The 26,370-nt window shown below is 42.3% G+C and carries 23 protein-coding genes; 20 read left to right on the forward strand and 3 right to left on the reverse strand.

From position 1 onward, the window contains the following. The first annotated feature begins 18 nt into the window (after nt 1-18). The 8 genes from pstB to prsR all read left to right on the forward strand — a co-directional run bounded on the left by pstB (nt 19) and on the right by prsR (nt 10,822). Entirely contained in the window at nt 19-825 is an 807-nt protein-coding gene (gene pstB / locus G399_RS0112215) for a phosphate ABC transporter ATP-binding protein PstB (RefSeq protein WP_006015549.1), read from the forward strand. Nucleotides 826-845: 20 nt separating this feature from the next. After that, a complete protein-coding gene (gene phoU / locus G399_RS0112220) occupies nt 846-1,559 on the forward strand; it encodes a phosphate signaling complex protein PhoU (protein WP_006015552.1) in 714 nt (237 codons plus the stop codon). Between the two features lie 208 nt (nt 1,560-1,767). Next, nucleotides 1,768-3,036, forward strand: coding sequence for an inorganic phosphate transporter (locus tag G399_RS0112225; RefSeq protein WP_006015554.1), 1,269 nt, complete (start codon nt 1,768-1,770; stop codon nt 3,034-3,036). Nucleotides 3,037-3,061: 25 nt separating this feature from the next. Then, a complete protein-coding gene (locus G399_RS0112230) occupies nt 3,062-3,973 on the forward strand; it encodes a hydrogen peroxide-inducible genes activator (protein WP_006015558.1) in 912 nt (303 codons plus the stop codon). A 303-nt stretch (nt 3,974-4,276) separates the two neighbouring features. Continuing rightward, nucleotides 4,277-6,094: a choice-of-anchor I family protein gene (locus G399_RS0112235; protein ID WP_006015560.1), complete on the forward strand. Its 1,818-nt coding sequence runs from the start codon at nt 4,277-4,279 to the stop codon at nt 6,092-6,094. A 191-nt stretch (nt 6,095-6,285) separates the two neighbouring features. Then, the gene (locus G399_RS0112240) at nt 6,286-7,410 is read left to right on the forward strand and encodes a beta-ketoacyl-ACP synthase III (protein ID WP_006015562.1); all 1,125 of its coding nucleotides are present in this window, start codon (nt 6,286-6,288) and stop codon (nt 7,408-7,410) included. Beyond that, nucleotides 7,410-9,446, forward strand: coding sequence for an XrtA/PEP-CTERM system histidine kinase PrsK (gene prsK, locus G399_RS0112245; RefSeq protein WP_006015564.1), 2,037 nt, complete (start codon nt 7,410-7,412; stop codon nt 9,444-9,446). The genes G399_RS0112240 and prsK overlap by 1 nt, the downstream gene beginning before the upstream one ends. Nucleotides 9,447-9,457: 11 nt before the next feature. Further along, the gene (prsR, locus tag G399_RS0112250; protein ID WP_006015566.1) at nt 9,458-10,822 is read left to right on the forward strand and encodes a PEP-CTERM-box response regulator transcription factor; all 1,365 of its coding nucleotides are present in this window, start codon (nt 9,458-9,460) and stop codon (nt 10,820-10,822) included. Nucleotides 10,823-10,853: 31 nt separating this feature from the next. Here prsR and G399_RS0112255 read toward each other — a convergent pair whose 3' ends face one another. Beyond that, nucleotides 10,854-11,534 (reverse strand): AAA family ATPase, encoded by a 681-nt coding sequence (locus G399_RS0112255; RefSeq protein ID WP_006015568.1) that lies wholly within the window; start codon nt 11,532-11,534, stop codon nt 10,854-10,856. A 173-nt stretch (nt 11,535-11,707) separates the two neighbouring features. Between G399_RS0112255 and G399_RS0112260 the strand changes: the two genes are divergently transcribed. The 4 genes from G399_RS0112260 to G399_RS0112280 all read left to right on the forward strand — a co-directional run bounded on the left by G399_RS0112260 (nt 11,708) and on the right by G399_RS0112280 (nt 15,768). Then, a complete protein-coding gene (locus tag G399_RS0112260) occupies nt 11,708-12,457 on the forward strand; it encodes a glutathione peroxidase (protein WP_006015570.1) in 750 nt (249 codons plus the stop codon). A 223-nt stretch (nt 12,458-12,680) separates the two neighbouring features. Further along, nucleotides 12,681-13,799 (forward strand): alpha/beta hydrolase, encoded by a 1,119-nt coding sequence (locus tag G399_RS0112270; protein ID WP_006015574.1) that lies wholly within the window; start codon nt 12,681-12,683, stop codon nt 13,797-13,799. A 2-nt stretch (nt 13,800-13,801) separates the two neighbouring features. Beyond that, a complete protein-coding gene (locus G399_RS0112275; protein ID WP_006015578.1) occupies nt 13,802-14,653 on the forward strand; it encodes a hypothetical protein in 852 nt (283 codons plus the stop codon). Nucleotides 14,654-14,679: 26 nt separating this feature from the next. Beyond that, nucleotides 14,680-15,768, forward strand: coding sequence for an energy transducer TonB (locus tag G399_RS0112280; RefSeq protein WP_006015581.1), 1,089 nt, complete (start codon nt 14,680-14,682; stop codon nt 15,766-15,768). A gap of 31 nt (nt 15,769-15,799) precedes the next feature. Here G399_RS0112280 and G399_RS0112285 read toward each other — a convergent pair whose 3' ends face one another. Then, nucleotides 15,800-16,081: an RNA recognition motif domain-containing protein gene (locus tag G399_RS0112285; RefSeq protein WP_006015584.1), complete on the reverse strand. Its 282-nt coding sequence runs from the start codon at nt 16,079-16,081 to the stop codon at nt 15,800-15,802. An 85-nt stretch (nt 16,082-16,166) separates the two neighbouring features. Further along, nucleotides 16,167-17,381 carry a dipeptidase gene (locus G399_RS0112290; RefSeq protein ID WP_006015586.1) on the reverse strand — a complete coding sequence of 405 codons (1,215 nt, stop codon included), beginning with the start codon at nt 17,379-17,381 and terminating at the stop codon, nt 16,167-16,169. A gap of 379 nt (nt 17,382-17,760) precedes the next feature. Between G399_RS0112290 and G399_RS0112295 the strand changes: the two genes are divergently transcribed. The 8 genes from G399_RS0112295 (at nt 17,761) to mraY (ending at nt 26,361) form a co-directional block, all read left to right on the forward strand. Further along, on the forward strand, nt 17,761-18,525 hold the full coding sequence (locus G399_RS0112295) for a SapC family protein (RefSeq protein ID WP_006015589.1): 765 nt from the start codon (nt 17,761-17,763) through the stop codon (nt 18,523-18,525). Nucleotides 18,526-18,803: 278 nt separating this feature from the next. Beyond that, nucleotides 18,804-19,262 carry a division/cell wall cluster transcriptional repressor MraZ gene (mraZ, locus tag G399_RS0112300; protein ID WP_026843695.1) on the forward strand — a complete coding sequence of 153 codons (459 nt, stop codon included), beginning with the start codon at nt 18,804-18,806 and terminating at the stop codon, nt 19,260-19,262. Next, entirely contained in the window at nt 19,259-20,197 is a 939-nt protein-coding gene (gene rsmH, locus G399_RS0112305; protein ID WP_006015593.1) for a 16S rRNA (cytosine(1402)-N(4))-methyltransferase RsmH, read from the forward strand. The genes mraZ and rsmH overlap by 4 nt, the downstream gene beginning before the upstream one ends. Beyond that, nucleotides 20,194-20,526, forward strand: a complete 333-nt coding sequence (gene ftsL / locus G399_RS0112310) for a cell division protein FtsL (protein ID WP_006015595.1) — start codon at nt 20,194-20,196, stop codon at nt 20,524-20,526. The genes rsmH and ftsL overlap by 4 nt, the downstream gene beginning before the upstream one ends. Beyond that, nucleotides 20,516-22,321 carry a peptidoglycan glycosyltransferase FtsI gene (locus tag G399_RS0112315; RefSeq protein WP_006015597.1) on the forward strand — a complete coding sequence of 602 codons (1,806 nt, stop codon included), beginning with the start codon at nt 20,516-20,518 and terminating at the stop codon, nt 22,319-22,321. The genes ftsL and G399_RS0112315 overlap by 11 nt, the downstream gene beginning before the upstream one ends. Further along, entirely contained in the window at nt 22,308-23,873 is a 1,566-nt protein-coding gene (locus G399_RS0112320; protein ID WP_006015600.1) for a UDP-N-acetylmuramoyl-L-alanyl-D-glutamate--2,6-diaminopimelate ligase, read from the forward strand. The genes G399_RS0112315 and G399_RS0112320 overlap by 14 nt, the downstream gene beginning before the upstream one ends. Continuing rightward, nucleotides 23,870-25,279 (forward strand): UDP-N-acetylmuramoyl-tripeptide--D-alanyl-D-alanine ligase, encoded by a 1,410-nt coding sequence (locus G399_RS0112325; RefSeq protein ID WP_006015604.1) that lies wholly within the window; start codon nt 23,870-23,872, stop codon nt 25,277-25,279. The genes G399_RS0112320 and G399_RS0112325 overlap by 4 nt, the downstream gene beginning before the upstream one ends. After that, entirely contained in the window at nt 25,273-26,361 is a 1,089-nt protein-coding gene (gene mraY, locus G399_RS0112330) for a phospho-N-acetylmuramoyl-pentapeptide-transferase (protein WP_006015607.1), read from the forward strand. Before G399_RS0112325 ends, mraY begins: the two co-directional genes overlap by 7 nt. Nucleotides 26,362-26,370: the final 9 nt, after the last annotated feature.

The raw sequence follows: 26,370 nt of genomic DNA on the forward strand, positions 1-26,370 counted from the left end.
GAATAGTAAACAACGCTTATGTTAAAGCTTTTTGAAACTGAAACTCTTTCGTTAGACAAACTCACCGATGAACAAACGGCCATCAAGGTGAAGGACTTCAGTGTATGGTTGAATAACAGTCTTGTATTGAACAAGATAAATATGCGCATTCCAAAAAATAAAATAACCGCAATGATTGGGCAAAGTGGTTGTGGTAAATCGACCTTGTTAAGCAGCTTTAACAGAATGAATGAACTTAATCAAAAGTATGCGTTTAGTGGTGAAGTAGAGCTGGACGGTCGCGATATCTACAATAAAAAAGAAAACGTTGCCAAATTACGCACCAAAGTAGGTATGGTTTTCCAGCGCCCCAATCCATTCCCGATGAGTATTTATGAAAACGTGTGTTTTGGCTTGCGTATTCAAGGTAAAACTGAGCGCAGAATGCTAGATGATATTGTTGAAACGTCATTGCGCAATGCGGCACTGTGGGACGAAGTTAAAGGTCGATTATTTGACTCGGCATTATTACTGTCGGGTGGTCAGCAACAGCGTTTAGTCATTGCGCGAGCGCTCGCATTAAAACCTGAAATATTATTACTCGATGAGCCAACGTCTGCGCTTGACCCATTAACAACCCTGCATATCGAAGAGCTGATCAATCAGCTCAAAAAGACCACAACTGTGGTTATCGTGACGCACAATATGCAACAGGCGGCTAGGGTATCGGATTATTCTGTTTTTCTACATCAGGGCGAACTCATTGAGTATTCAGACAGCGACTCGCTTTTTACTATGCCAGCCAAAAAGCAAACCGAAGACTATATAACCGGTCGTTATGGCTAGTTAAAGGAACGTAACAATAGATGAAAAGACATTTAGAGTTAAATACGCACATATCAGGCAAGTTCAACCAAGAACTTGAGAACCTGACTAACTCTGTTTTAACCATGGGTGGCGAAGTCGAACAACAGTTAATTAATACGATTACTGCTATTCGTGAAAACAATGCCAGTTTAGCTGAGCGGGTTTTGCTAAACGATTTAAAAATTAATTCGATGGAAGTGCAGATAGACGATGAGTGCATGCGAATTATCGCTAAACGAAACCCAACAGCGAGTGATCTTAGACTAATAATGACGGTGTCCCGAGCAACCACTGACATCGAGCGTATTGGTGATGAGATATGTCGTATTGCTAAATTAGTGACCAAAGACAAATTACCCCCTTCTGACATTGTGCTAGGTGGTATGTTGATGATTGCTGAAAAGGTCGTGTTTATGATGCGTGGCACGTTCGATGCTTTCGCGCGTCAGGATGAGAAGTCGGCAGTTGCCGTTTACGAGCAAGACGACGCGATTGATAAAAAACACAAAGAGTTGCTCAAACAAACCGCAAATGAGATGCAAAATGATCATACAGATATGCAAAAATGGTTCGATGTGCTTTGGGCAATTCGTTCATTAGAGCGAATAGGGGATCGTTGTAAAAACTTGTGCGAATACATACTCTTTCTTACCTATGGAAAAGATGTCCGACATTCTTCAATGAAAAAAGTGGTTAAAAAATTAATGAAATAAGTCAGCTCACAAATTTTTATACTTTTGAACGCTTGCGATCATTCTCTCATGTTTGTACCATAGCGCCGTCTTACTAATGAATCACAGCTATGATTTCAACGTGTCTCAACAGTTTTGTCCACGGACAAATTGCCCACAGGTCAGCCAGTACAAGGTTGATCACTACAAATTCATCGGTAAAATCCTCACCTCTAGGCTTTATTAATTTATGGATATAATCACAAGTTACGGTTTTCTGTTAGTCGTTATGGCTGCAGTCGTAGGTTTTTTCATGGCTTGGGGCATAGGTGCAAATGACGTTGCAAATGCAATGGGCACCTCAGTAGGTTCAAAAGCAATCACCCTCAAACAAGCTATTGTCATTGCAATGATTTTCGAATTTGCAGGAGCTTATCTAGCTGGCGGCGAAGTTACATCGACTATTCGCAAGGGTATTATCGATGTCTCATATTTTACTAATATTCCAGAATACTTAGTCTTGGGAATGATCGCCTCGTTGCTATCGGCTGGTATTTGGTTAGCGGTTGCTTCATATTTTGGATGGCCGGTGTCGACTACGCATTCGATTATTGGAGCCATTATTGGCTTTACTGCCGTAGGTGTTAGCCCTGATGCTGTAGAATGGGCCAAAGTGGGTGGCATTGTTGCTAGTTGGGTCATTACTCCTGCGATATCTGGTCTCATTGCGATACTTATTTACATGAGTGCTAAGAAACTTATTTTTGAGCGTTCGACACCCCTTATCTACGCAGTGAAATATGTTCCGATTTACATGGGTCTTGCCGGGTTCATTATGTCGCTAGTGACAATTAAGAAAGGTCTCAAGCATGTTGGCTTAGGCCTACCTGCCGAACAAGGCTATATGTTGGCAATCGCCATTGGCGTTGTTGTTGGTTTAATCGGTATGGTATTAATTCGCCGTCTACACGTTGAAAAAGCATTAACCACAGAAGAACAAACGGCCAGTGTTGAAAAGATATTTGCGATTTTAATGGTACTAACTGCCTGTTGTATGGCGTTCGCACATGGTTCGAACGATGTGGCAAACGCAATTGGGCCTCTAGCAGCGGTTGTTAGTGTGGTTAGTAATGACGGTGCTATATTAGATAACGCAGACCTCGCATGGTGGATACTTCCTCTAGGTGGCTTGGGTATCGTGGCAGGTTTAGCCTTATTCGGCCATCGCGTAATGAAAACGATTGGTCAAGGTATTACGCATTTAACCCCAAGCAAAGGTTTTGCAGCTGAACTAGCTGCTGCTACAACGGTCCTTATCGCATCCGGAACCGGCCTGCCTATTTCTACAACGCAAACCTTAGTCGGTGCGGTCTTAGGTGTGGGCATTGTGCAAGGTGTTGCAGCACTTAATGGCAAAGTGATCCGTAGCATCATTATTTCCTGGATAGTAACGCTTCCTGCTGGTGCCTCATTATCTATCATTTTCTTCTTTATTTTAACATTCGCGTTTGGTGTATAGTTTTTAGTTGGTATAGACTACCCAAATGAAACTACCCAATTTAAAACACCTACATTATCTAACGGTGCTGCATAAAGAGCAGCACTTTCACCGAGCTGCCGAAAAATGTAACGTCAGTCAGTCAACCTTAAGCGCTGCGGTGCAAAATCTTGAAGATGGCATTGGTCAGCAATTGCTAGAGCGAGAACACAAAAACTTTATTTTTACCGATTTCGGTGAAGCGCTGGTCGAAAAAAGTAAACTCTTACTCAGCCAAACACATGAATGGATGGAATTTGCTGAGTCCGCGGGTGATTGGAAGTCAGGCACGCTTAGATTAGGCGTCATCCCCACCATTGCACCTTTTCTATTTGAAGGCCTTATTCGAATAATTCATGCTAATTTGCCAGATATCAAACTGCAATTGCATGAAGATACTACCGACAACTTACTTGGCAGTCTGAATGATGGCGAACTCGATTTACTGATCCTTGCGCTACCAATGCAAACACCTGGTTGTCGTCAACTCATTTTAGGTCATGACCCATTTCATTTAATAGCGCACAAAAATAGTGCTAAAGACCTAAAAGTAGCGCCTTCAGTTGATTCGTTACCCAAAGACAGTATCTTTTTATTACAAAAAGAACATTGTTTGACAGAGCATGCGGTGAGTGCTTGCGGTTTGAAACACAAAGAACAAGTCAGTTCATTGACTGCGAATAGTTTACATACCCTGGTAGCACTAGTTAATAGCGAAATGGGTTATACCTTTCTGCCTGAAATGGCATTGCAACAAAATATACTCAATGCCACAAATGTGGTTAGTTTGCCAGCAGAAGACAATGCCTTCAGAGACATTGGACTTGCTTGGCGCAGTGGAACTACTCGTATTCAGCTTTTTCGGCATGTTGGTAAGCTTGTAGCGCCGCTACTTCCTCAACCTGTTGATATTTTTTAAACGAGTAAAGCATATTGTCGTCATGAAAGTGTCATGATGGTTTGTCATTATGATTTGCCGTGATGATTTGTCGTGATGATTTGTAAATATGAGCGACGAGTTTGACTTTTTAAGACAATTTGCGAAGAGCTTCTACTAAGCTCATTATCAAGGGCTCATTTATCAGGGCGTCATTTATCGGGGCCTCATTTAGCCAAGGCATAGGCCAAGATCACGAGCACAATCATGCTATGTTGTGATTGAACAGACAATCTATTTAGTGGTATCGTCTTTTAATATAATAAAAATTTGAGGGAACAACAGATGTTACAGTCAAAATTTAAGATTAGCCTATTAGCTATTGCTATGGGTTTTGTACTGACCGGATGTGGATTAGACGGCGATGATGGAGACATCGGTGACGTCGGTACTCAAGGTCCACAAGGCGATCCAGGCATTGATGGCGGCGATGGTAACGACGGCCAAGATGGCCAAAACGGACAAGATGCGTCAGTCGGCGTTTCCTTGTCTCTAGTCGCTAGAGCATCTCTTGGCGCACAAGGTGCAGCGGAAATTGTTCAATATCACAAAGCAACTCAAACTATTTACGCGACCAATTCGGCAAATAATAGTATTGCCATAATCTCTGCGGCATCAATAACATCCACAGAACTAAGCAACCCGATTAACTCTATTAATTTGACGACATCATCTATTAACTTGCCAGCAACTTTAGGAACAGCGCCTCTAGGTGGTGTTACCAGCATCGCGATCTCGGGTAATTTATTAGCAGTAGCAATGTCAGCGGCAACGAAAACAGATAATGGTTTTATTCTTTTTTACAATGGTTTAGACAACAGTGCACCCGCGTTTTTGGACAGTATTGAAGTAGGCGCTCTGCCGGACTCTATTGCATTTACGCCAGACGGTGGAAAGCTAATTGTGGCGAATGAGGGCGAGCCTAATGGCGACTATTCAATTGACCCCGAAGGTACAATATCAGTCATTGATATTCTTGCGAACGGCGAGCCAGAAGAAACAGCTGAAACGGTCACTTTTACCAGTCTCAATGGAACCCAAGCTGATTTAGAAGCTCAAGGTATGCACTTTCCTAATCCAACGGGCTCAACCATCAATGGTAACGCGATTACCATTACGGTAGCGCAAGACCTTGAGCCAGAATATGTTTCAACAACAAACAGTAAAGCCTACATCACTTTGCAAGAAAACAATGGTTTAGCAATATTAGATCTTGAAGATCTATCCATACAAGTTATCGGTTTGGGTAGTAAGAGCTGGTCTGGCTTAAACTTTGACGGCCAAGAAAACGGCGCAGTCAGTTTTGCTAAATATGAAGGCTTGAATGGCGTTTACATGCCAGACACTATTTCTAATTACGAGTGGAAAGGAGCGACTTTCCTAGTAACTGCGAACGAAGGCGACGCAAGAGAATATTTCTTTGATGTTGCTGACGAAGCAGCATGCACAGCTGCTATGGGGCAGTCATACGACGTCGATGATGGTTGTTTATCTTATTCAGATGAAGTTAAGTTAAAAGACCTAACTGCACAAGCAGGTTCTGCTTTAGAAACCTTACAAATGGACGGTCGTTTGGATGACTTGCGCGTAACTAGCGTGTTGGGCGATACTGACGGGAATGGTGAATATGAATCAGCTTATACCTACGGCGCTCGCTCATTTACTATTTGGGATCAGAACGGTCTTGTCGTATTTGATTCTGGTGATGACTTAGAACGTATTTCGGCGTCTGTACACGGTGCCAAATTCAATAATGACAACGATAAAAACGCAGGTGACTCGCGTTCCGAAAACAAAGGTCCTGAGCCTGAAGCCTTAACGGTTGGAACAATCGGCGAACGCACTTACGCGTTTATCGGTACTGAAAGAATGAGTGGCATATTCGTCTATGATGTCACCAATCCGTTTGATGCGTTTTTTGCTGATTACGTGATTAATCGTGATTTAACTGAGGGCAGCACTGTCGATGATGTGATTGGTGACCTTGCTCCAGAAAGTATCTTGTTTGTGGCAAGTGAAGACAGCGCAACAGGTGAGGCTTTGATTATTGTGGGCAACGAAGTTAGCGGCACGGTGAGTGTTTATCAAGTTACACCAAACTAGATAAGACACGCTACAAAAGCCAAAAGAGCTAAAAAGAAGCGCAACCTTTTAACAAGGGCTTGCGCTTTTTTGTTGATGCTTAAATAGAATGCTGGCGTTGTATTCAATTTCGTTTATGCAATAATGACAAAAATGTAATAAAGCGCTAAGATTATGCAAAAAATAAAAGCGCAAAATAAAAGGCAGAACACATGACACAGCAAGTGGTTATGAGTGGTAGCGGATTGTGGACACCAAAACATAGCATTACTAATGAAGAACTTATCAATAGTTACAACGCTTATTCAGATAAGTTTAATGCGCAAAACGCAGATAAAATAGCGGCGGGCGAGATAGAAGCAAAGCCCCATTCAAGTGCTGAATTTGTTGAAAAAGCGTCGGGTATCAAAAGCCGTTATATTTATGAAAAAGATGGAGTTCTTGATATTAATCGTATGCGCCCTATTATCGCAGAGCGTAGTGACGACCAAATTTCCAATCAAGCTGAAATTGCTGTTGCTGCGGCTAAAAAAGCAATGAAAGCGGCCAACAAGACGGCAGATGATATTGACGCCGTTATCGTGTCTTGTGCATACGTGCAGCGTTCATATCCGGCAATTGCTATTGAAGTACAAGCGGAGTTGGGAATTAAGGGCTTTGGTTTTGATATGCTAGTAGCTTGCTCTGCGGCAACCTTTGGCATGCACCGCGCTTATGAAATGATAAAAGCGCAGACGGCTAAAACAGTGTTAGTGATTAATCCTGAATTAGTCTCACCTCAAGTTAACTATACTGATCGCGACAGCCACTTTATTTTTGGTGACGTGGCAACAGCCATCATTCTTGAAGGCGAAGATACAGTGACCAGTGACAACGCATTCAATGTGCTATCAACCAAAGCTTTTACTCAATTTTCTAGCAACATCCGCTCCAACCATGGTTATTTAAACCGAGCCAACGACACTGACCCTTATGGTGCAGATAAGTTATTTAATCAAGAGGGCCGTAAAGTATTCAAAGACGTCTGTCCATTAGCTGCTGAGCACATTAGAGCGCATTTAGCTAAACATGACTTAATGCCTGAAGATCTAACGCGTTGGTGGTTACATCAAGCCAACATCAATATGAATACGCTGATAAGTAAACGTTTGTTGGGCAGGGTAGCAACGCTCGAAGAAGCACCAATTGTCCTAGACCGTTATGCCAATACTGCTTCTGCGGGCTCAGTTATTGCGTTTAATCTTTACAATAAAGACTTAGTGAAAGGCGACTTCGGTATCCTTTGTTCTTTTGGCGCAGGCTATTCAATTGGTAGCTTGTTAGTACAAAAACGATAATGTTCTCCGACTTAGGATATGCAATTGCAGCGCTAGGCTACTTTGCGCTGTTACTATTGCTTTTTACAGGACGTAAATCGGGTATTGCTAAATACCTTTTAGTAGCCGCAACGTTGACCACTTGCTTGTGGGCTGTGAGTAATATTAGCTTGTTGGGCTGGCAAAGCCACATCAGTCACTTCTTTACCGCTGACGCTGTTCGTCAGTGGGTGTGGGTGTTATTTCTTGCCTCTTGTTTACGCTCTGATTTCAGCTCATTCAAAGAAATTGTTGTTCGCCCCATTACCTTATCATTATTAGTTTTGCCGACGATAGCCATTATTACTGGCGCATCGTCAACCGTACCATACTTATGGCAATATTCACTGCACACCTTAATCGCATTGCAAATGCTCATCGTGTTGGAGTTAGTGTATCGACAGGCCGGTGAACAAAAATGGGCTTACAAACCCTTGGTATTGTACTTAGGTGCATTGAGTTTATTTGATTTTGTGACATATGCAAACGCCACTATGATTAACCAAATTGGCGAAAATTATGTGTACGCCAGAGGTTACATATACGTAGCACTGCTGCCATTTTTGATCCTTGCTATTCGTCGCATCAGTTATTGGGGGGTTGCGATTTTTGTAAGTCGAGACGTCGTGCTGCATAGTACCCTGTTGTTGGTTGCGGGGGGCTACCTGTTCTTGATGGCTTTGGTCGGTTATTTGGTCAAATTTTTGGGTGGCTCTTGGAGTTATCCTGTGCAGTTTGTACTTGTTGGTATATCGCTAATTTTGTTAGTCAGCTTATTTTTATCACATAATTTTCGTACCAAAATTAAAGTATTTATTACTAAGCATTTCTACGCTAATCAGTTTGATTACAGGGTTGAATGGGTAAAGTTAACCGAGGTTTTAAGTGAACAACAAGTAAGTTTGAATGAAGTTTATCAAACCTCGCTTAACGGCATGCTGCAAGCGGTTGAATACGAAAGTGGCGTGTTACTTAAATTGAATAAAAATGGTTGGCAACAAGTCGCGAAGATCAATGCCGGAACGGGTCGTGAATATGAATTAGTGAAAATGGGGCTATTGCAGTCCTTTTTCGACCAAAAAGCGTGGATAATTGACATTGGAGAGTTGCGAGTCAAACCTCACCAATACGAAGAACTTAGCGATAAAAGCTATTTTATGGATACATTTGACTACCAGCTTATCGTTCCTATATTTAGGCAAGAAAAATTATGGGGAATGGCGCTACTGGATGCAGAAAGCGAACATGTAAAGCCACTGAACTGGGAATTAAGAGATTATATTAACGCAGTAACGGCACAGGTTTCTAACTATATTTTTCAGTTTGAAGGAGCCCAGGCATTGGCTGAAAACGCACAATTTGCTGCTTTCAGTCGCATGTCAGCCTTCGTATTACATGATCTAAAAAACGTGATGGCACAAATTGACCTGATCCTTGCCAACGCTAAGCAACATAAATCTAATCCTGAATTTATTGATGATACGTTTGAGACACTTGAGTATACTAAAAGCCGAATGGATAATATGCTCAAGCAATTAACCGAAAAGAAAACCACACAGGGTCAGCGACAACTACAAACCGACATTGCTCGTATTTTACACAGTGTGGTTGAGCAACGCTGTCAAAGCTTTCTGCCCTTGCCGATAGTAGATTGCAAGTCTTCACTGCTAGTGCAAATAGATGCCGAAAAATTTGCTAATGTCATGTATCATCTGATCAGTAATGCTCAGCAGGCAACGAAAGATGATGGTAGCGTTGTTATTAATGCCTCAATGACTAACATGAATGGTCACCACTATATTGTGGTCAAGATTATTGATACAGGAGAGGGGATGTCTGCAGAGTTTATTGACACCCGACTATTTAAGCCTTTTGATACCACCAAAGGGAATGCGGGAATGGGCATCGGCGCATATGATGCTAAGAATTATATCGAAGAAACTGGCGGTATCATTGCTGTTGAAAGTGAAATTGGCCAAGGAACGGTATTTACACTAAGTATACCCGTGACGGATTAACACAAGGGGCTATGATGGATAGAGTACTAGTAGTAGATGATGACATAGGCATTCAAAAACAACTCAAATGGGCATTGTCTGAATTTGATACTGTTTTTGCGGCAGACCGTAGCTCAGCAGTCGCTCAGCTTAGAAGATTTGAACCTGCCGTCGTTACACTTGACTTAGGCTTACCTCCGGATCCCGCTAATGCCTCTGAAGGCTTAAAAACCTTACAGGAAATTATGACATTATCGCCACGCACAAAAGTGATTGTGGTGACGGGCAATAATGAAAAAGAAAATGCGCTCAAAGCGATCAGCATGGGTGCCTACGACTTTTATCAAAAACCCATTGATTCCGACACTATCAACATCCTCATTAAGCGTGCGTTAAATTTAGCTGAACTAGAGAACGAAAACCGGCTGTTAACGCTGTCTACCCCTTCTATGGGCCGCATTATGGGCAATAGTGAGGCTATTCAAGCTATTAGCCGCAAAGCTGAGAAAATTGCACTGACGGATATTACCGCCCTATTATTAGGTGAAAGTGGTACCGGTAAGGAAGTATTTGCTAGAAGTATACATGAGCATAGCACTCGCAAAACACAACCTTTTGTTGCGATTAACTGTGCATCAATTCCTGAGAACTTACTTGAGAGTGAGTTGTTTGGATACGAAAAAGGTGCATTTACCGGAGCCAATAAGACAACGCCAGGGAAGATCGAAACAGCGCAAGGGGGCACTTTATTTTTAGATGAAATTGGTGATATGCCCTTAGGTTTACAGGCCAAAATGCTGCGTTTCTTGCAAGAGCGAGTAATAGAGCGAGTCGGCGGAAGAAGTGAGATACCGGTGGATATTCGAGTTGTCTGCGCAACCCATCGTGACTTACAAAATATGGTTAAAGAAGAAACCTTCCGCGAAGATTTGTTTTACCGGGTAGGGGAAATTATTATTTCCATCCCACCGTTGCGTGACCGTGATGATGATGTGGTGTTACTGGCAAAAATCTTCTTGAATCAATATAAAGAAGAATATGGAGCCAAAACCAATGGCTTTAGTGATGAAGCAATTGAGGCGATGTTAAGGCATTCTTGGCCTGGCAACATTCGTGAGTTACAAAATAAATTAAAATCAGCAGTCGTGTTGGCAGAAGGTACTGTTATTAACGCTGATGATCTGGGTTTGGTTGCAAAGGTAAAAGAATCAGAAGCTATGGTGCTGAATTTGCGTGAAGTGCGCGAGCAAGCTGAAAGCAAAGCCATTAGACGAGCCTATCATCAGTCAGAACAAAACATCTCTAAAACAGCTGAGTTGCTTGGGGTGACAAGACCAACGCTTTATTCGTTGATTGATAAATACCACTTAGAAGACTTAAAAACTAATACGCAGTGAGTGTATAAACACATACCATGTTGATAAGTCGCTATGCATAGTGCACGCTGAATTCTGGTGATTGTGCACTATGCTGCCGAATAACATCAGAAAACAAATTGCGTAGTTCGTCTGCTGCCTTGCCCTTAGGCTCACTTTCGATGACAGATAATCCCGATGCCTCGCTATCATCGTAAATATGACGTTCATGCAAAATATCGGCTGCAATAGGAATGTCATATAAACTCGCTGTTTGCTTGGCATTGCTAATACGCGATTGTTGCTTAGGTTGCGACGGACATTGGGTAAACACAATATGCGCTTGTAATTGTTGATTCACCAGTTTGCAACTATTGACCATTTCATCTAAATGAACAAGTGTTTTTAAATCTCGACGCTTAGGGCGCATGGGTAACAGCGCAACGTGAGCTGTCGAGAGGGTTGAACGTAAAGCCAATAAATCTTGTGCACCACAATCGACAATTACAAATTGATATTGGCTGTTGTAACCTAATAAATGATTTCGAATCTTGCCATTAAGTTGCACGCAATCAATTGGTAGCGCATTCAGATTGTTGTTTCTCACTTGTGTCCAATCAGCTGTTGTTCCTTGTATATCACAGTCAACCAGCAGCACAGTTGCCACTTTCTCCACTGCCAGATAAGTAGCAAGGTTCTGTGCTATGCAACTTTTACCGCTGCCACCTTTCTCACCACCGACTAAAATTATCATAGTTTACCCTTTCAGATTGGTATAAAGATTACTAAGTTGTCAGCCAACCAAATTCTCCTATAGCGAATTGCATATGCGATATCAGCTAATAAAAGTTACTCTTATACTGACATTATTGCGAATATCTATTAATATTTACGCATGTAACTCAATACCCTAAATAGAGAATTAAAATGGCTCAACCAACAAGTTTACCAAATCATGAAGGCAAGCAAGTCCCCGACGTTACTTGGCCAATGAGGAGTGGAGATGACTGGAGTAAAATGTCGTCAAAAACACTCTTCGCGGGTAAAAAGGTAGTGTTATTTTCGCTTCCTGGTGCGTTTACCCCGACATGTTCATCAACTCATTTGCCACGCTACAATCAATTGGCTAGCACCTTCAAGAAGTTAGGTGTGGATGAAGTTTGTTGTATGGCAGTTAATGATACATTTGTTATGAATGCATGGTTAGCAGATCAAGAAGCTGAAAATATTACCGTTATTCCTGATGGCAATGGTGAATTTACTGCCGGTATGGAAATGCTGGTGGATAAAAGTGATATTGGTTTTGGCAAAAGAAGCTGGCGCTATTCGATGTTAGTAAACGATGGCATAGTAGAAAAGATGTTCATCGAACCAAACGTGCCGGGTGACCCGTTTGAAGTGTCTGACGCCGATACGATGCTTACTTACTTAGCGCCGGGAATCAAAGTGCCAGAGGACGTCTCATTGTTTACCAAGCCGAACTGTCCGTTCTGTGAAAAAGCGAAAACCTTGCTCAAAGATGCAGGCTATGAATATGAAGAAATTATATTAGGCACACAAGCCACTTTAGCCTCATTAAAGGCGGTGTCTGGTTATGATACCGTTCCACAAGTATTTATTGGCGGTAAACGGATTGGCGGAAGTGACGAGCTGGAAGCTTATCTTCAAGGTGTTTAAGTAAACCAAATCATAAGAAATACATAGAGTACAAAGGCACATGTTGAAAAACAGTGCTTTTTTGTTTTTGCAAAGCATAAAATGCCGTAGACTCGGTATTGCATTGAAAAAGCAGCATTGAAAAAGCAGCATTGAAAAAGCAGCATTGAAAAAGCAGCATTGAATAAACATCATTGGTAAACATCATTGGTGAACAGCGCTTGATTTAAAGGAACGAGAATTGATGGACGGTGGTATCGCTAAAATTGCTATATTCAAACGTTTTAAAACCAGAGCCCTAGTTCCCCTTATGTTGCTTTGTGTATGGTCAGTTCAAGGTCAACAACTTGAATCAAATCGACTTGCTTTACCCCTCCAACTTTTCGAGGACTTTTCTACATTATATGAAGCCGAATTAGGCAGTGTTAGATCTTGCGAAGACAACATCGGATTGTATGAATACAAAGTGTGTTCCAGCGCACTTAGAAATGAGGGTAATTCACCTTTCATTTTATATTCTAAAGGCCGCTCTGGCGCGAACGGTAAAAGACAAATAGCTCCTATTGTTGTGTTGTTTCATGGCTTATCAGACTCGCCTTTTTTTATTCGTTCAATAGCGGAGCACCTTAATAACAGCGGATTCACTGTAGTTGCACCATTAATGCCTGGGAATGGAAAACGCAATGCGGCAAGCGATATGCGCGATCCTAATTTGCAACAACGCTGGTATTCGCACGTCGACAGTATCATGAGCCTTGTCCGTCCATATTCAGAAATAACCTACATTGGTGGCTTTTCAACGGGCGGTACGTTTGCTACTAGGTATCTGTTACTGCACCCCGATGAGGTTGATGGTTTGTTGCTGTTCTCTGCTGCCTTAGCCTTATCCGATAGTGCAGAAAATTTAGCTAAAATTTGGGGTATGAAGTGGATTGCAAAAATAGTTGATGGTGATTTTGTTAGCACGGGGCCAAACCCTTACCGTTATCCAGATGTTGCCGGTTATGCCGCGTTGACGTTTGCCGATGTTATTTTTGAGGTCCGCGATTTATTAGTACAAACAACAGTTTTAAAGCCTATTTTTGTTGCGCATTCACTGGCCGACATTACTGCTCCCTACTATGGTGTTGAGGATTTACTGGAAAGGATCGAAGGTAACCATCAAGTGCTAACCATTGCGGAGTCATACGACACCTGCCACCAAGACTTGGTGATGAGCAACATTACGATGGTGGGTTTCAAAATAGATAAAACTCAACTTAACATTAGCGAGCGCTGTGCGGTCCCGAAACCTAACCCTTTATTTAAGAATATGATGGCGATGCTAGACTACTTTTTTGCTCAGCAGTTGCAAGGTAGTTAATCTTGGTAAAAACTCGTTTTGATTTAAAGTATGAAAATAAAAGTGAAAGCAGTGTCTCAGTCGTTGAAAGATACAGAAGCGGAATTGAGCAAAATAACTGGGACACTAACCTCGGACTTGTTCATTATCGGGGCGGTGAAGAGGAATTTCAGTTAGGAAAAACTTATTTAAACAGCCATGATCCTCTGGACCGAGGAGTAGGTGCAGATATTTTAGGCCAATTAGGTTGGCGCGATAAAACTTTTTTAGATCTCAGTGTTAATTTATTAATATCGGCCCTTCAGGATAAGGTTGATACCGTTGTTTATTGTGCTTGTATTGCACTGGGTCACCGCTGTGATGAAAAAGCGATTGCTCACGTCATTAAGTTTGCGCAAAGCCCCAGTACAGAAATTCGCAATGGCGTTGTCTTTGCCTTGTTAGGTCAGGAATCAACCGAGGCTATTGATGTCATGGTGTTGTTATCTTGCGATGAAGATATAGACACAAGGAATTGGGCGATGTTTGGGCTGGGTACACAAATTGCGTCTGATTCACCTGAAATCCGACAGGCACTACTCAAAGGCACGTCTGACGAAGATAGTGAGATCAGAGGAGAGGCGTTAGTAGGGCTTGCAAATAGAAAGGATAGTGGCATAGTAGAGTTACTTCTAAATGAGTGGAAAACTGTTGAAGAAGTGAGTATCTTGAGTGTAGAAGCTGCCGAAATAATAGCTAGCCCACGGCTGTATTCAACATTAATAGAGTTGGAGAAAACATTGGATCTGGAAGAAGATGTTTTTTTTGAGTTTCAATTGCAACATGCACTCGACGCTTGCAGACCGAAAATACTGAAGGTAGTTTCGGCCTTCTAAAAGCGTTGCTAAATATAAAGGAATATATGAAAACATTTTTTGCTCGTCTCCTGCTGATTGCTGCTATCAGCCAATCAGCGATTGTCTTTGCCAACACCGCATCTGAAAATATCATCGACTTACAACAAGATGCCGTTATTTATAAGCCTAGTAAGGTGATCCAATCATTCGACATGTCTTATCCCAGTTCAGCCAGACGTAACAATGTTGAGGGTTACGTTGAAGTCAGTTTCGACGTTAACGAGCAGGGAAGTCCGGTCAATTTGCGTTACAATCGGATCAGCGGTCTTGAAATTTTTGAAACGCTTATAGAGAAAAATTTTGATGATTGGGAGTTTGAACCTGCAAAAGTACACGGTGTTGCGATCACCCAGAAAAATCTGCAACGCACATTTACTTTCACATTAACAAAGCTCACCAACAAATTCCCCGAACCACTGATGCGCCGAAGCTTTGCTAATATGTATCTGAATATGCGCACATTATTGAAAGATGGGAAGTACGAAGAACTAGGTGAGATGCTGACGATCATGGATAAAGCAAACATTATTCGATTTTCTGAAAATCGTCAATTGTCTTTGGTCAAGTTTACTTATTTGGAAAAGACCAAAGGAAGTGATCAAGATAAAATCATAGCGCTTGAAAATGCGCTTAAAGATAATCCAAGAGCTGAAAAAACCCAAAAGCTAAATAGCAAAATTAAAGCAAGCTTATTCAAATTATATGCTGAAAATAATCAATATCGTCAAGCGTTAGTTCAACACAGTGACTTAAGTGGAAGTGAGTTTAGCGAGGGCTTATTGCCTGATCTAGCCGCTACAGTAGAACAAGTGATGGCCAAGCTAACCTCAGGCGAGCCGATTGCTACGACGGTTAAAATTGATGGCACGGAACTTTTTACGCATTACTTGTCGCGCCGAGTATTCAAAATAGATATAGATAATCCGGTGAGTTTCACTGAATTGCGCTGCGGTAAATTCAATGTGCAAATACAGTATGCCAAAAATACCTTATACCAAATGCCATTTGACTGGAACAACTGCAGATTGGTTTTGCAGGCGCCAAAAGGGAGTTTAGTCAGCGTTTCTGAAGCGGCTATTTACGACCCATTGTAAAGGCCGACTTATAAGAAACGCACTAATGCGACTAGACTTCGCTGCTTCTGTCTTTTTTATCCGGACCAGTTGACGTCTGTTCTGCCTTTTTAACGCGTATTTTACTACCATCAAGCTCAATATTATTAAGTTTGCCGATCGCAATTTTTGCTTCGCCATTTTTGGGCATTTCAACGAATGCGAAACCTTTGGATGCGCCAGTGACTTTGTCAATAACTAGAGTGCAAGATTGAACTAAGCCAATTTCAGTAAATAGAGCGCTAAGTGACTCTTGGGTGGTGGTTCTTGCTAAGTTTCGTATTATTAGTTTCATTGAGGTACATGGTCAAAGTAATTTGTCCAATGATACCTCAACAAAGCGCGTATGTTTTAACTAAAATTAACGCGGCACTCTAATTTCACCCTGCTTTTGCAATAACTTCAACTTCGCGCCACACCCGCAGTAAATTTTGATTTAAAATTTGTTTGATATCGTTCTCTGAATATCCACGTTCTAGAAGGCCTTCAACAAGGTTTGGGAAGGCTGATACATCTTTCAAGTTAATGGGCAGAGAGTCACCTACACCATCGTAGTCTGACCCTATTCCGACATAATCAATACCCACCAATGTCACCACATGGTCGATGTGATCAAGTACGGTTTCCAATGTAGCAAATGGATAAGGACTTTGTGTATTGTACTTTTCAACAAAGTCTTTTACTTCTTGGCTGTCTTCGCCAAAGACTGTAGCCAGTTCTTGTGCTTTCTTGGTCCTGTTATCACGCCAACTGCGGGCAACGGGGCTGACAAAGCCGGAACCAAAGTTAATCATAATAACGCCTCTATTTTTAGCCAAGGCTTTGAGCATATCGTCGTCCATATTACGCTCAAACCCCGGGGTGAATGCACGCAACGAAGAATGTGACGCAATGACGGGGGCTTTGCTTATTTCTATGGCTTGATAGAAAGCGGCGTCGGAGACATGCGAAATGTCCACGATAATGCCAAGTTTATTCATCTCCACTACCATCTCTTTACCAAAAGGACTCAGGCCTTTCCATTGTCTGCGTAAATCATACGACGAGTCACTGATGTGATTACTCTGGCTATGCGCTAACGTAATGTAGCGTATTCCTCGTTCATAAAAGACGCGCAAGGTGTCAAGAGAACCTTGTACTGGAGAACCATTTTCCATTCCCATTGGAAGAGAAATCTTATTCTCTTTGAAGTTTTGTTCTACATCCGCTACTGAATAGGCGAGCGCAAATTTGTCTGGCGCGCGTCCCACAATGGCCTCTACAGAGTCAATTAACTTGTGTGCCAAGGCCGTGGATTGATCAGAGTTATCTAAACTAGCGGGAACATAAATGGACATGAACGGCGCATTTAATCCCCCTTCGACCGCACGTGGATAATCAAAATCGCCATTTTCTGTGCTTTTTGTTACGTCTACCCATTGATTTTGTACTCGGTAGGGCACATCTATGTGGCCGTCAACAATAATATTTTGTTGAGTGATCCGTTTTGCTGCTTGAGCATTAGTTTCATTTATTGGTACTGAGCTTGTCGTATTGCAAGCAGCTAGCACTAACGAAGAAAGTATCGTGAGAGTAGCGCAGAATTTTTTTCGCATTAGCAGTCCTTTTGGAATAGTTAATTATTAATTGTTATTTTTGTTCGATGTTATCGACGTGTTTTGGTCGCCATTTATGCTAAAAACACAAATAGAATAAAAATTGTACGTTTCAACTCGGCGATGACGGTTGTCAGTACACCACTGTGCAACTTAATAGAAAAAAAGCCTAATTTTAGTTGTTAATATTAGGTTACGCAGTGACTTCCAATTTTGTTTAGGCGATACTAACAGCGTTTATCCTTTGGGTAAAAAATCAAATTTCATCGTCATGAAACTGGTTATTCGTAAACCGTTCATGGCAGCTTCATGACTGAACGATGCAGTGCTAACGATTAGAAATAGCCGCATCAAACTAAAGTAAGAGAATTATAACAACATGGCTATTAATTATATCCCGCTGGACAAAAATAAGCATAAAGATCTAAAAATAATTCCTCAGTTAGATCTTAGTTTTGCAAAAGAGACTCACCTTGCAGCAGCAACCATCCGTGAATTCGCGCATCTAGCATCAACAATGCCGGTGGTTTTCATTGAAGATCCAACTAACAAAAATATTCACACTGTAGCAATGTTAGGTGTTGACCAAAACGTTAACTTGTTTTGGGCAGAAGATAAATGGCAGGGTCCGCATGTGCCATTGAACATACAACGTTACCCTTTTGACATTCGTCCGGATGGCGAGAAATTAGGTGTATTTTTTGATGAAAACAGCCATTTAGTTGCCGACGAAGGTGAAGCATTATTCGCTGAAGACGGTGAACCGACTGATTTCCTAAAAAATCGTCAGCAATTTTTAGCTGAGCTTGCAAACAGTGAAATGCTTAATCAACGTTTCGTAAAACGTGTTGTTGAACTTGACCTGTTAGACAACATACAAATTGGTATTCAGTACCAAGATGGCACTGCGCGCAATGTAACAGGCATCATGAGCATCGACGAGAAGAAGCTTAATGCACTAGATGACGCGGTTATTCTTGAATTACACAAAGCCGGTTTCTTAGGCGCGATGTACGCAATTATGATGTCACTAGCACAATTGAACCGTTTGGTAGAATTGTCTAATAAAGGTGATAAGCCAATTAAAACTGTGCAAATTAGACCTGTGCCTAAAGAAGGCGAGGGCGAACAGCCTACTGCTTAAAATACAAGCAATTAAAAACTAACGTAAAAACCACCTTAAGGTGGTTTTTTTATGTCTCAAATCCGAGTGAGGCCTGTGTTTATATACAGTTCAAGGTTTCGAACTATTTACCCGCTTTGACACAAATGTGCTTGACAGTGGGGCATGATGGTACATAAACTGTGAGAAGTGGGTAAAAGTGGCGAAAAATGGTTTTTTCGTTAGAGTGCAACCAGCTTAATAATAAAAATAAAAATAATAATACTATAAGCTACTAATAATAAGAAAAGGCTAGGGGAATGTTCCGCGGCGCTAACGCAATTAATCTGGACAGCAAAGGTCGACTAACGATACCCACAAGGTACCGTCAGTCGCTGTTGGATGATTGCCAGGGACAGCTGGTATGCACTATCGATACATCTCAAAACTGTTTGCTACTTTACCCTCTCCCCGAATGGGAGGAAATTGAGCTTAAACTCAGTAAGCTCTCTAGTACTAATCCACAAGAACGTCGTCTTCAACGTCTTTTGCTAGGATATGCAATGGAAGGAGAAATGGACAAAAGTGGTCGCATACTAATTGCGCCGACACTTCGTCAACACGCCGTTTTGGATAAACAAATTATGCTTGTTGGTCAACTCAATAAATTTGAGATTTGGGACACAGACGTTTGGAATAGACAAATCGCTGAAGACATTGAAACGGAGAAACAAGGGCAATTTGAGCTTACGGAACGTCTTCAGGATTTCTCACTATGACCTCAGAAAAATTTTCCCATCGTCCAGTACTGCTACAAGAATCCTTATCCGGCTTAAATATAAAGCCAGATGGGATTTACATTGACGCGACTTTTGGACGCGGCGGCCATAGCGCCGAAATTCTGAAACAACTTTCGAGTAAAGGTAGGCTCATTGCATTGGATCGTGATGATACAGCAATTGAGTCCGCCCAACGTTTTATCGACGACCCTAGATTCAGCATACATCATGTCGCATTTTCAAACATTGAAGACGTGGTCAACGAACTTGAGCTGATGTGCAACATCGATGGTGTGCTAATGGATATAGGGGTGTCGTCCCCACAACTAGATGACGCTTCTCGGGGCTTCAGCTTTCAAAAAGACGGTCCCTTGGATATGCGTATGGACCGTTCTTCAGGCATAAGTGCCGCAGATTGGTTAAATAAAGCGGATCTTGAAGAAATCACGATGGTGTTAAAAACCTTTGGTGAAGAAAAGTTTGGTAAGCGAATTGCTCATGCTGTTTTAGAACAAAGGGTAATAAAGCCTTTAGAAACCACTGCTGAGTTTGCTCAACTAATTGATAAAGCGGTACCTGTAAAAGATAAGTTTAAGCATCCGGCAACACGAAGTTTTCAGGGTGTTAGGATATTTATTAATGGTGAACTCGAGCAATTAAACCAAGGCTTAGAAGGCGCAGTTAATGTGCTCAAAAGTGGTGGCAGACTGGCGGTCATTAGTTTTCACTCGCTTGAGGATAGAGTCGCTAAACGCTTTATTAGAAAATTAAGCAAGGGCAAGGAGATCCCCCGCGGATTACCTATTACCCAACAAGAGATAGATGCAGATAAAATGGTGAAAGCCATGGGCAGAGCCATCAAGCCTAGTGCTGAAGAAATTGCACTCAACGTGCGGTGTCGCAGTTCAGTGCTTAGAGTCGCAGAAAAACTATGAACATGGCCAGTACCAATTTCAACCTATTGTTACTTATTACCTCTGATCTAGGCCGTAATTTATTTAAAGTTGTGTTGTTTATTGCTGTGGTTGCAACAGCCATAGGTGTGGTCCTAGGCGTACATCACAATCGCCAATTGTCGATGCAACATGAATCGTTAATTCAAGAAAAAGATGAGTTAGACGTCGAATGGCGTCACTTGATCATTGAGCAAAGCTCCTTAACTGAGCATAACCGCATTGAACAGATCGTTCGTGAAAATTTAAATATGCGTCGTCCTGGTCCCGAAGATGAAGTATTGGTACGAGGGAAACCGAATGGCGGGTAACGCAAATAGGCGTGCATCTGCTAAAACAGGAACCAGCAAAGACCGCCAAGCCAAACAAAAGACATCCCCCATGCTCATGCAGTGGCGCTTTCTCACTGTCCTTTACAGCGTTGTATTGGTGTTTGTATGTTTAGCCGCCAGAGCCGCCTTCATTCAGGTAATAGAACCTGATCTGCTGATTCAACAAGGCGATAATCGCACTATTCGCATACGTGACAATCCCAGCTATCGTGGTTTGATTACAGATAGGCATGGTGAACAGCTTGCAGTGAGCGTGCCTTCAAAGGCTATTTGGGCCGATCCAAAAGTGGTTCACTCCTTCGACAGCGATACCGGTGAAACGCAAGCCCTGGACAAGCGCCGTTTTCAGGCGTTGGCCGAAGTACTAGGCCGTGATGTGCAAAGTTTGTATGACAAGGTAGATAACCCGAAACGTCGTTTTGTATACATTGAACGTCAAGTCACACCCGCAATGGCTAATTTTGTTGAAGAACTGGCTATTCCCGGTATTTACTTGCGCAATGAATCCAAACGCTACTATCCCACGGGGGAAGTTTCTGCCCATGTTGTCGGCTTTACGAATGTTGATGACAAAGGCATTGAAGGTATTGAAAAGTTATACAATAATTGGTTAACGGGCACGCCAGATAAACGTAAAATCCGTCGCGACGCGAAGGGCCGTCAAGTTGAAATTATTGAACAACATGCGGGGGAGAAAGCGGGCGATTTAATGCTCACTATCGACCAGCGTATTCAAGCGTTGGCGTACCGCGAACTTAAAGAAGCGACCTTGTATTTTAAAGCAGCGTCTGCATCTGTAGTTATTGTTGATGTGCATACGGGTGAAATTTTGGCACTCGCTAACACGCCGTCATACAACCCAAACAACCGCAAAACTGTGTCTAACCATCGCTTACGTAATAGAGCGATAACCGACGCTTTTGAGCCTGGCTCTTCATTAAAGCCGATTGCGATATTAGCTGCATTAGAATATGGCACCGTACAAAAAGATTCTATCATTGATACCTCTCCCGGTTGGATGCGCTTAGGCGGCAGCCGAGTGGAGGATCCGCGCAACTATGGCAAAATTAGCGTGACCGAAATTATTCAAAAATCGAGCAATATGGGCACCTCTAAGTTGGCGTTGTCCGTCGACAAAAATTTCCTCATGGACACTTACTACAATATGGGCTTAATGAGCACCACTGGCAGTAACATGGTGGGAGAATCTAACGGTATTTTTCATGAACGTAATCGTTGGTCTGAACATGAGGTTGCATCGTTATCGTTCGGTTACAATATTTCAGTTACGACAGCTCAGCTTGCTAGAATGTATGCAACGATTGGAAACGGTGGTGTAAAAATACCGTTGTCCATTATTAAGTCGAATGAGCCTGCTTTAGAATTACCGGAGCGTGTTGTCAGTCACGAAAATGCAATGGCTGTGTTAGAAATGATGGAAACCGTGACGCAAGCGGGTGGTTCTGGTGTAAAAGCAAGCGTGCCTGGCTATCGTATTGCGGGTAAAACAGGCACAAGTCGCAAGGCCGTAGCGGGTGGTTATGGTGAGGAATACGTCAATATTTTTGCCGGTATTGCGCCTGTTTCAGACCCTAAAATAGCGGTAGTCGTGTTAATCAATGAGCCCAGTGGTGATTTATATTACGCCGGTGATACTGCCGCGCCAACCTTTTCCGCCATAGTTTCGGGCACATTGCAAATGCTGAATGTACCACCTGACGACGATAGTAAAACAGCGAGAATCTACAGTGGGGGTCAAGATGCCGTCCAATGAAGATAAACTGCAAACTCGTTCAATCGCCTCAATACTGGCGATTTTTGACATTCTGATTGCTGCTACTGAGGTTGACAATATTGTATTGGATAGCCGCAGCGCAAAACACAACTCATTGTTTATTGCGCATCAAGGCACCAGCAATAATGGCGCTAAATATGTGCAAGGTGCAATCAATAATGGTGCTAAATTAGTACTTGTTAACACAAACAACACGGAACAACATGGTCAGGTTGACAGTGTTGGTGAAGCCTTGATTATTAGTTTTTTTGAATTAGAAAAGCAAATCGGCTTTATTTGCAGCGCCTTCCACCAACATGTTTCAAATACGCTTCAGTGTGTCGCTATTACGGGTACTAACGGTAAGACGTCGGTTGCTCATATTTGTGCCCAATTGTCGGCATCGTGCGGAGAAAATGCAGGCACTATAGGTACGATGGGGGTTGGTTTTTATCCAAAAAAGCAAGCTCCTATTAAAATTTTAGACACAATAAATACAACACCAGACATCGCGTGCATGCACCAATTTGCGCATTTAGTCAAACAGCTTGGAGGCAGACGCCTGTGTATTGAAGCCTCTTCACATGGACTACATCAAAAAAGATTGAGCGGCTTCAAAGTGGACGTCGCTGCATTCACAAATTTGACCCAAGATCACTTAGATTACCATCCGAGTTTAAATGAGTATGCCAAGGCCAAACGTCTGTTACTTAAACAAGATGGGATTCGTTACTTGGTATTAAATGCAGATGATAAAGAAAGCCATCGTTGGGTAGAGCAAGCGCCAGAGCACACGATTATTTGTCTTTGTTCGGTTAACCAGCGGTCATCAGCGTCTTTGCTCCAAGCATATGCAAAGCATAATCAACATTATAAATACTGTATTGCTTTAAATCCGCGTTTTACGCCAAACGGTAGTACCTTCAAAATTAAATCAAGTTGGGGGCAGGCATCAGTATCTTTGCCATTGATCGGCCAATTCAATATCGCCAATTTACTTACCGCATTCAGCTCATTGCTTTTACAAGGCGTCAGTTTTGAACGTTTAGTTGATGCCGTTCCTTTGTTAAACGGTGTGCCAGGTCGAATGGAAGTTTTCGAATCAATAAAGCATGGCAATATTATTGTTGATTATGCACACACTCCCGATGCGCTTGAGCAGGCTTTGTTGGCAGCACGTCAGCATGTGACGGGAAAGCTGACCGTCATTTTCGGTTGTGGTGGCGATCGCGATAATTCCAAACGCAGCCAAATGGGTAAAATTGCTGAACTATGCGCAGATGAAGTCATATTGACTCAAGACAATAGCCGCAACGAATTACCTGAAGATATCATTGCTGATATTCAACAGGGGATACATCAAAAATCAAAATTAAAAATAGAATTAGAAAGAACCTCTGCAATTAAACAGGCTTATCTGAATAGTTGTACCGATGATTTGATTGTTGTTGCAGGAAAAGGCCATGAAGAGTACCTCGAGTTAAAATCAGTGCGCGAGCACTACAACGAGAGGGAATATGTTAAACAGTTAACCATGGAGGTAAGAGGATGATTTCCGTTTCATTATCTTGGATTGCTGGAAAAGTAGAAGGCACATTAAACACAAAAAGTGTCGAAGAGTTACAAATTAAAGGCGTTAGTACGGACACTCGAACACTGCAACCAGGCGACTTGTTTATTGCATTAGTGGGTCCTAATCATGATGCCCATGACCATCTTCTCAGGGCGCTGCAAAAAGGAGCTGCAGCGATCATCGTTAGTCGCCCTGTGGACTGTCCACTGCCGTCGATATTGGTTGACGATACGAAAACCGCGTTAGGTAAATTAGGTGCTGCAGTCAAGCAACAAGTTAATCCGAAAACCGTCGGGATTACTGGTAGTAGCGGTAAAACTACGGTCAAAGAAATGGTTGCATCTATTCTATCCGTGAAGGGTAAAGTGCTGTTTACCAAAGGCAATTACAACAACGATATTGGCGTGCCATTGACTCTACTAAGACTTGAGAAACAGCACGAATATGCGGTTATTGAGCTAGGTGCAAATCACTTAGGTGAAATTGCCTACACCACAAATTTAGTCAAGCCCGATGTGGCAACCATTGTCAACGCAGCAGCGTCACATCTAGAGGGCTTTGGTAGTCTATTTGGTGTTGCTAGAGCCAAAAGTGAAATCTTTAAAGGCCTGGGCACAAAAGGCACAGCAATCCTAAATCGTGACAGTCAATTTTATTCATTTTGGGAAGGAAAAACGTCTCATTTGAATTGTTTAACGTTCTCTCCGGAGTCTGGATATGGCGACTATCACGCAGAAGATATTGCCATGGGGATGGACGGATGCGCTGAATTCGAATTAGTTTGTCCAACAGGCAGAGCCGCTATTCGCTTGAGTATACCAGGTACGCACAATGTCGGAAATGCATTACTTGCGGCCGCTTTGTCGATTACTGTCGGCGCAAATTTAGAAGAAGTTCAGCTCGGGCTATTCAATATGCGCGAAGTAGGCGGACGTTTAAATGTTAAACAATTGAGCAATCAAATTCGTCTATTGGATGACACCTATAATGCAAACGTTGCTTCTGTAAATGCGGCAATCGATTTGTTAGCAACCTTCTCTGGTAATCGTATTTTTGTGTTTGGCGATATGGCAGAACTGGGTGATAAGGCACGATATTATCATGAGCAAGTAGGCGAATACGCCAAATCAAAGGGCATTACATCAGTCTATTCATTGGGTGTATTGAGTCAATGTGCAAGTGATGTGTTCAAAGACACTGGGTTTCATTTTGACAGCAAAGAAGCACTGGTTGCGATGCTTAATCAAAATGTTGCTGACGAACAACGAGATATCAGTATTTTAGTAAAAGGGTCGAGAAGTTCGAAAATGGAATTAGTTGTAAAAGCAATAGAGGAAAGCCCCGTGGGAAAGTTCGAAAGGCGTAGGGAGGGTATTGCATGTTAATTTGGCTAGCCGAGTGGCTAACACAGTTTGATGCCAGTTTTAACGTTGTGCAGTATTTGACCCTGCGTGCAATTTTAAGCACGTTAACCGCCTTACTTATCGCTATTCTCATTGGTCCAAAAATGATCCGCTGGTTACAAGCTATGCAGATTGGACAGACAATTCGTGACGATGGACCACAGAGTCATTTGTCAAAAGCAGGCACGCCCACAATGGGGGGGCTGTTAATATTAGCAGCCATATTAATTAGCGTATTGTTATGGGCAGACCTGACTAATAAATATGTTTTGGTTACTCTTCTGGTGATCGTAGCTTACGGCTTGGTTGGCTTTGTTGACGATTACCGTAAGGTCATCCGTAAAGACGCTAAAGGTCTGATTGCACGCTGGAAGTATTTTTGGCAATCGGTTATTGCCGTTGTGGTTTCGGCGTTTCTGTACTATACAGCAAACCCAGAAATTGTCGCTGAAACTGCGTTAATTGTGCCGTTCTTTAAAGAAGTAATGCCCCAGTTAGGTGTTTTCTACATGGTCATTGCTTATTTTGCATTAGTGGGCACAAGCAATGCAGTGAACTTAACTGACGGCTTAGATGGCTTAGCCATTGTCCCTATCATTTTGGTTGCGGGCGCATTTGCGGTATTCGCTTATGTCACCGGCAATATTAACTTTTCTGCTTATCTCAATATTCCATTTATTCCAATGACCAGTGAATTGGTCATTGTGTGCACAGCAATCGTGGGCGCTGGTCTTGGGTTCTTGTGGTTTAACACGTATCCAGCCCAAGTTTTTATGGGCGACGTTGGTTCACTTTCATTAGGCGCAACACTCGGACTATTGGCTATTCTGGTTCGCCAAGAAATTGTTTTTATTGTGATGGGAGGTGTTTTCGTGGTTGAAGCGCTGTCCGTTATACTGCAAGTGGGGTCATTTAAAATGCGCGGAAAACGTATTTTTAGAATGGCACCAATACATCATCATTATGAATTAAAAGGGTGGCCAGAGCCTCGCGTTATTGTCAGGTTTTGGATTATTTCATTAATTCTGGTCCTCATTGGACTGGCAACATTGAAGTTGAGATAAATGAATAGG

Source organism: Brumicola pallidula DSM 14239 = ACAM 615, assembly GCF_000428905.1.
In the GTDB taxonomy this organism is placed as follows: Bacteria; Pseudomonadota; Gammaproteobacteria; order Enterobacterales; family Alteromonadaceae; genus Glaciecola; species Glaciecola pallidula.

Bases quoted from the DNA above. Each gene is read 5' to 3' on its own strand.
- G399_RS0112270 (WP_006015574.1), top strand. From the start codon at position 12,681: ATGGACGGTGGTATCGCTAAAATTGCTATATTCAAACGTTTTAAAACC.
- mraZ (WP_026843695.1), top strand. From the start codon at position 18,804: ATGTTCCGCGGCGCTAACGCAATTAATCTGGACAGCAAAGGTCGACTA.
- G399_RS0112295 (WP_006015589.1), top strand. From the start codon at position 17,761: ATGGCTATTAATTATATCCCGCTGGACAAAAATAAGCATAAAGATCTA.
- mraY (WP_006015607.1), top strand. From the start codon at position 25,273: ATGTTAATTTGGCTAGCCGAGTGGCTAACACAGTTTGATGCCAGTTTT.
- prsR (WP_006015566.1), top strand. From the start codon at position 9,458: ATGATGGATAGAGTACTAGTAGTAGATGATGACATAGGCATTCAAAAA.
- G399_RS0112280 (WP_006015581.1), top strand. From the start codon at position 14,680: ATGAAAACATTTTTTGCTCGTCTCCTGCTGATTGCTGCTATCAGCCAA.
- G399_RS0112230 (WP_006015558.1), top strand. From the start codon at position 3,062: ATGAAACTACCCAATTTAAAACACCTACATTATCTAACGGTGCTGCAT.
- G399_RS0112315 (WP_006015597.1), top strand. From the start codon at position 20,516: ATGGCGGGTAACGCAAATAGGCGTGCATCTGCTAAAACAGGAACCAGC.
- G399_RS0112240 (WP_006015562.1), top strand. From the start codon at position 6,286: ATGACACAGCAAGTGGTTATGAGTGGTAGCGGATTGTGGACACCAAAA.
- phoU (WP_006015552.1), top strand. From the start codon at position 846: ATGAAAAGACATTTAGAGTTAAATACGCACATATCAGGCAAGTTCAAC.
- rsmH (WP_006015593.1), top strand. From the start codon at position 19,259: ATGACCTCAGAAAAATTTTCCCATCGTCCAGTACTGCTACAAGAATCC.
- G399_RS0112325 (WP_006015604.1), top strand. From the start codon at position 23,870: ATGATTTCCGTTTCATTATCTTGGATTGCTGGAAAAGTAGAAGGCACA.
- G399_RS0112290 (WP_006015586.1), bottom strand. From the start codon at position 17,381: ATGCGAAAAAAATTCTGCGCTACTCTCACGATACTTTCTTCGTTAGTG.
- G399_RS0112285 (WP_006015584.1), bottom strand. From the start codon at position 16,081: ATGAAACTAATAATACGAAACTTAGCAAGAACCACCACCCAAGAGTCA.
- pstB (WP_006015549.1), top strand. From the start codon at position 19: ATGTTAAAGCTTTTTGAAACTGAAACTCTTTCGTTAGACAAACTCACC.
- G399_RS0112225 (WP_006015554.1), top strand. From the start codon at position 1,768: ATGGATATAATCACAAGTTACGGTTTTCTGTTAGTCGTTATGGCTGCA.
- G399_RS0112235 (WP_006015560.1), top strand. From the start codon at position 4,277: ATGTTACAGTCAAAATTTAAGATTAGCCTATTAGCTATTGCTATGGGT.
- G399_RS0112255 (WP_006015568.1), bottom strand. From the start codon at position 11,534: ATGATAATTTTAGTCGGTGGTGAGAAAGGTGGCAGCGGTAAAAGTTGC.
- prsK (WP_006015564.1), top strand. From the start codon at position 7,410: ATGTTCTCCGACTTAGGATATGCAATTGCAGCGCTAGGCTACTTTGCG.
- ftsL (WP_006015595.1), top strand. From the start codon at position 20,194: ATGAACATGGCCAGTACCAATTTCAACCTATTGTTACTTATTACCTCT.
- G399_RS0112320 (WP_006015600.1), top strand. From the start codon at position 22,308: ATGCCGTCCAATGAAGATAAACTGCAAACTCGTTCAATCGCCTCAATA.
- G399_RS0112260 (WP_006015570.1), top strand. From the start codon at position 11,708: ATGGCTCAACCAACAAGTTTACCAAATCATGAAGGCAAGCAAGTCCCC.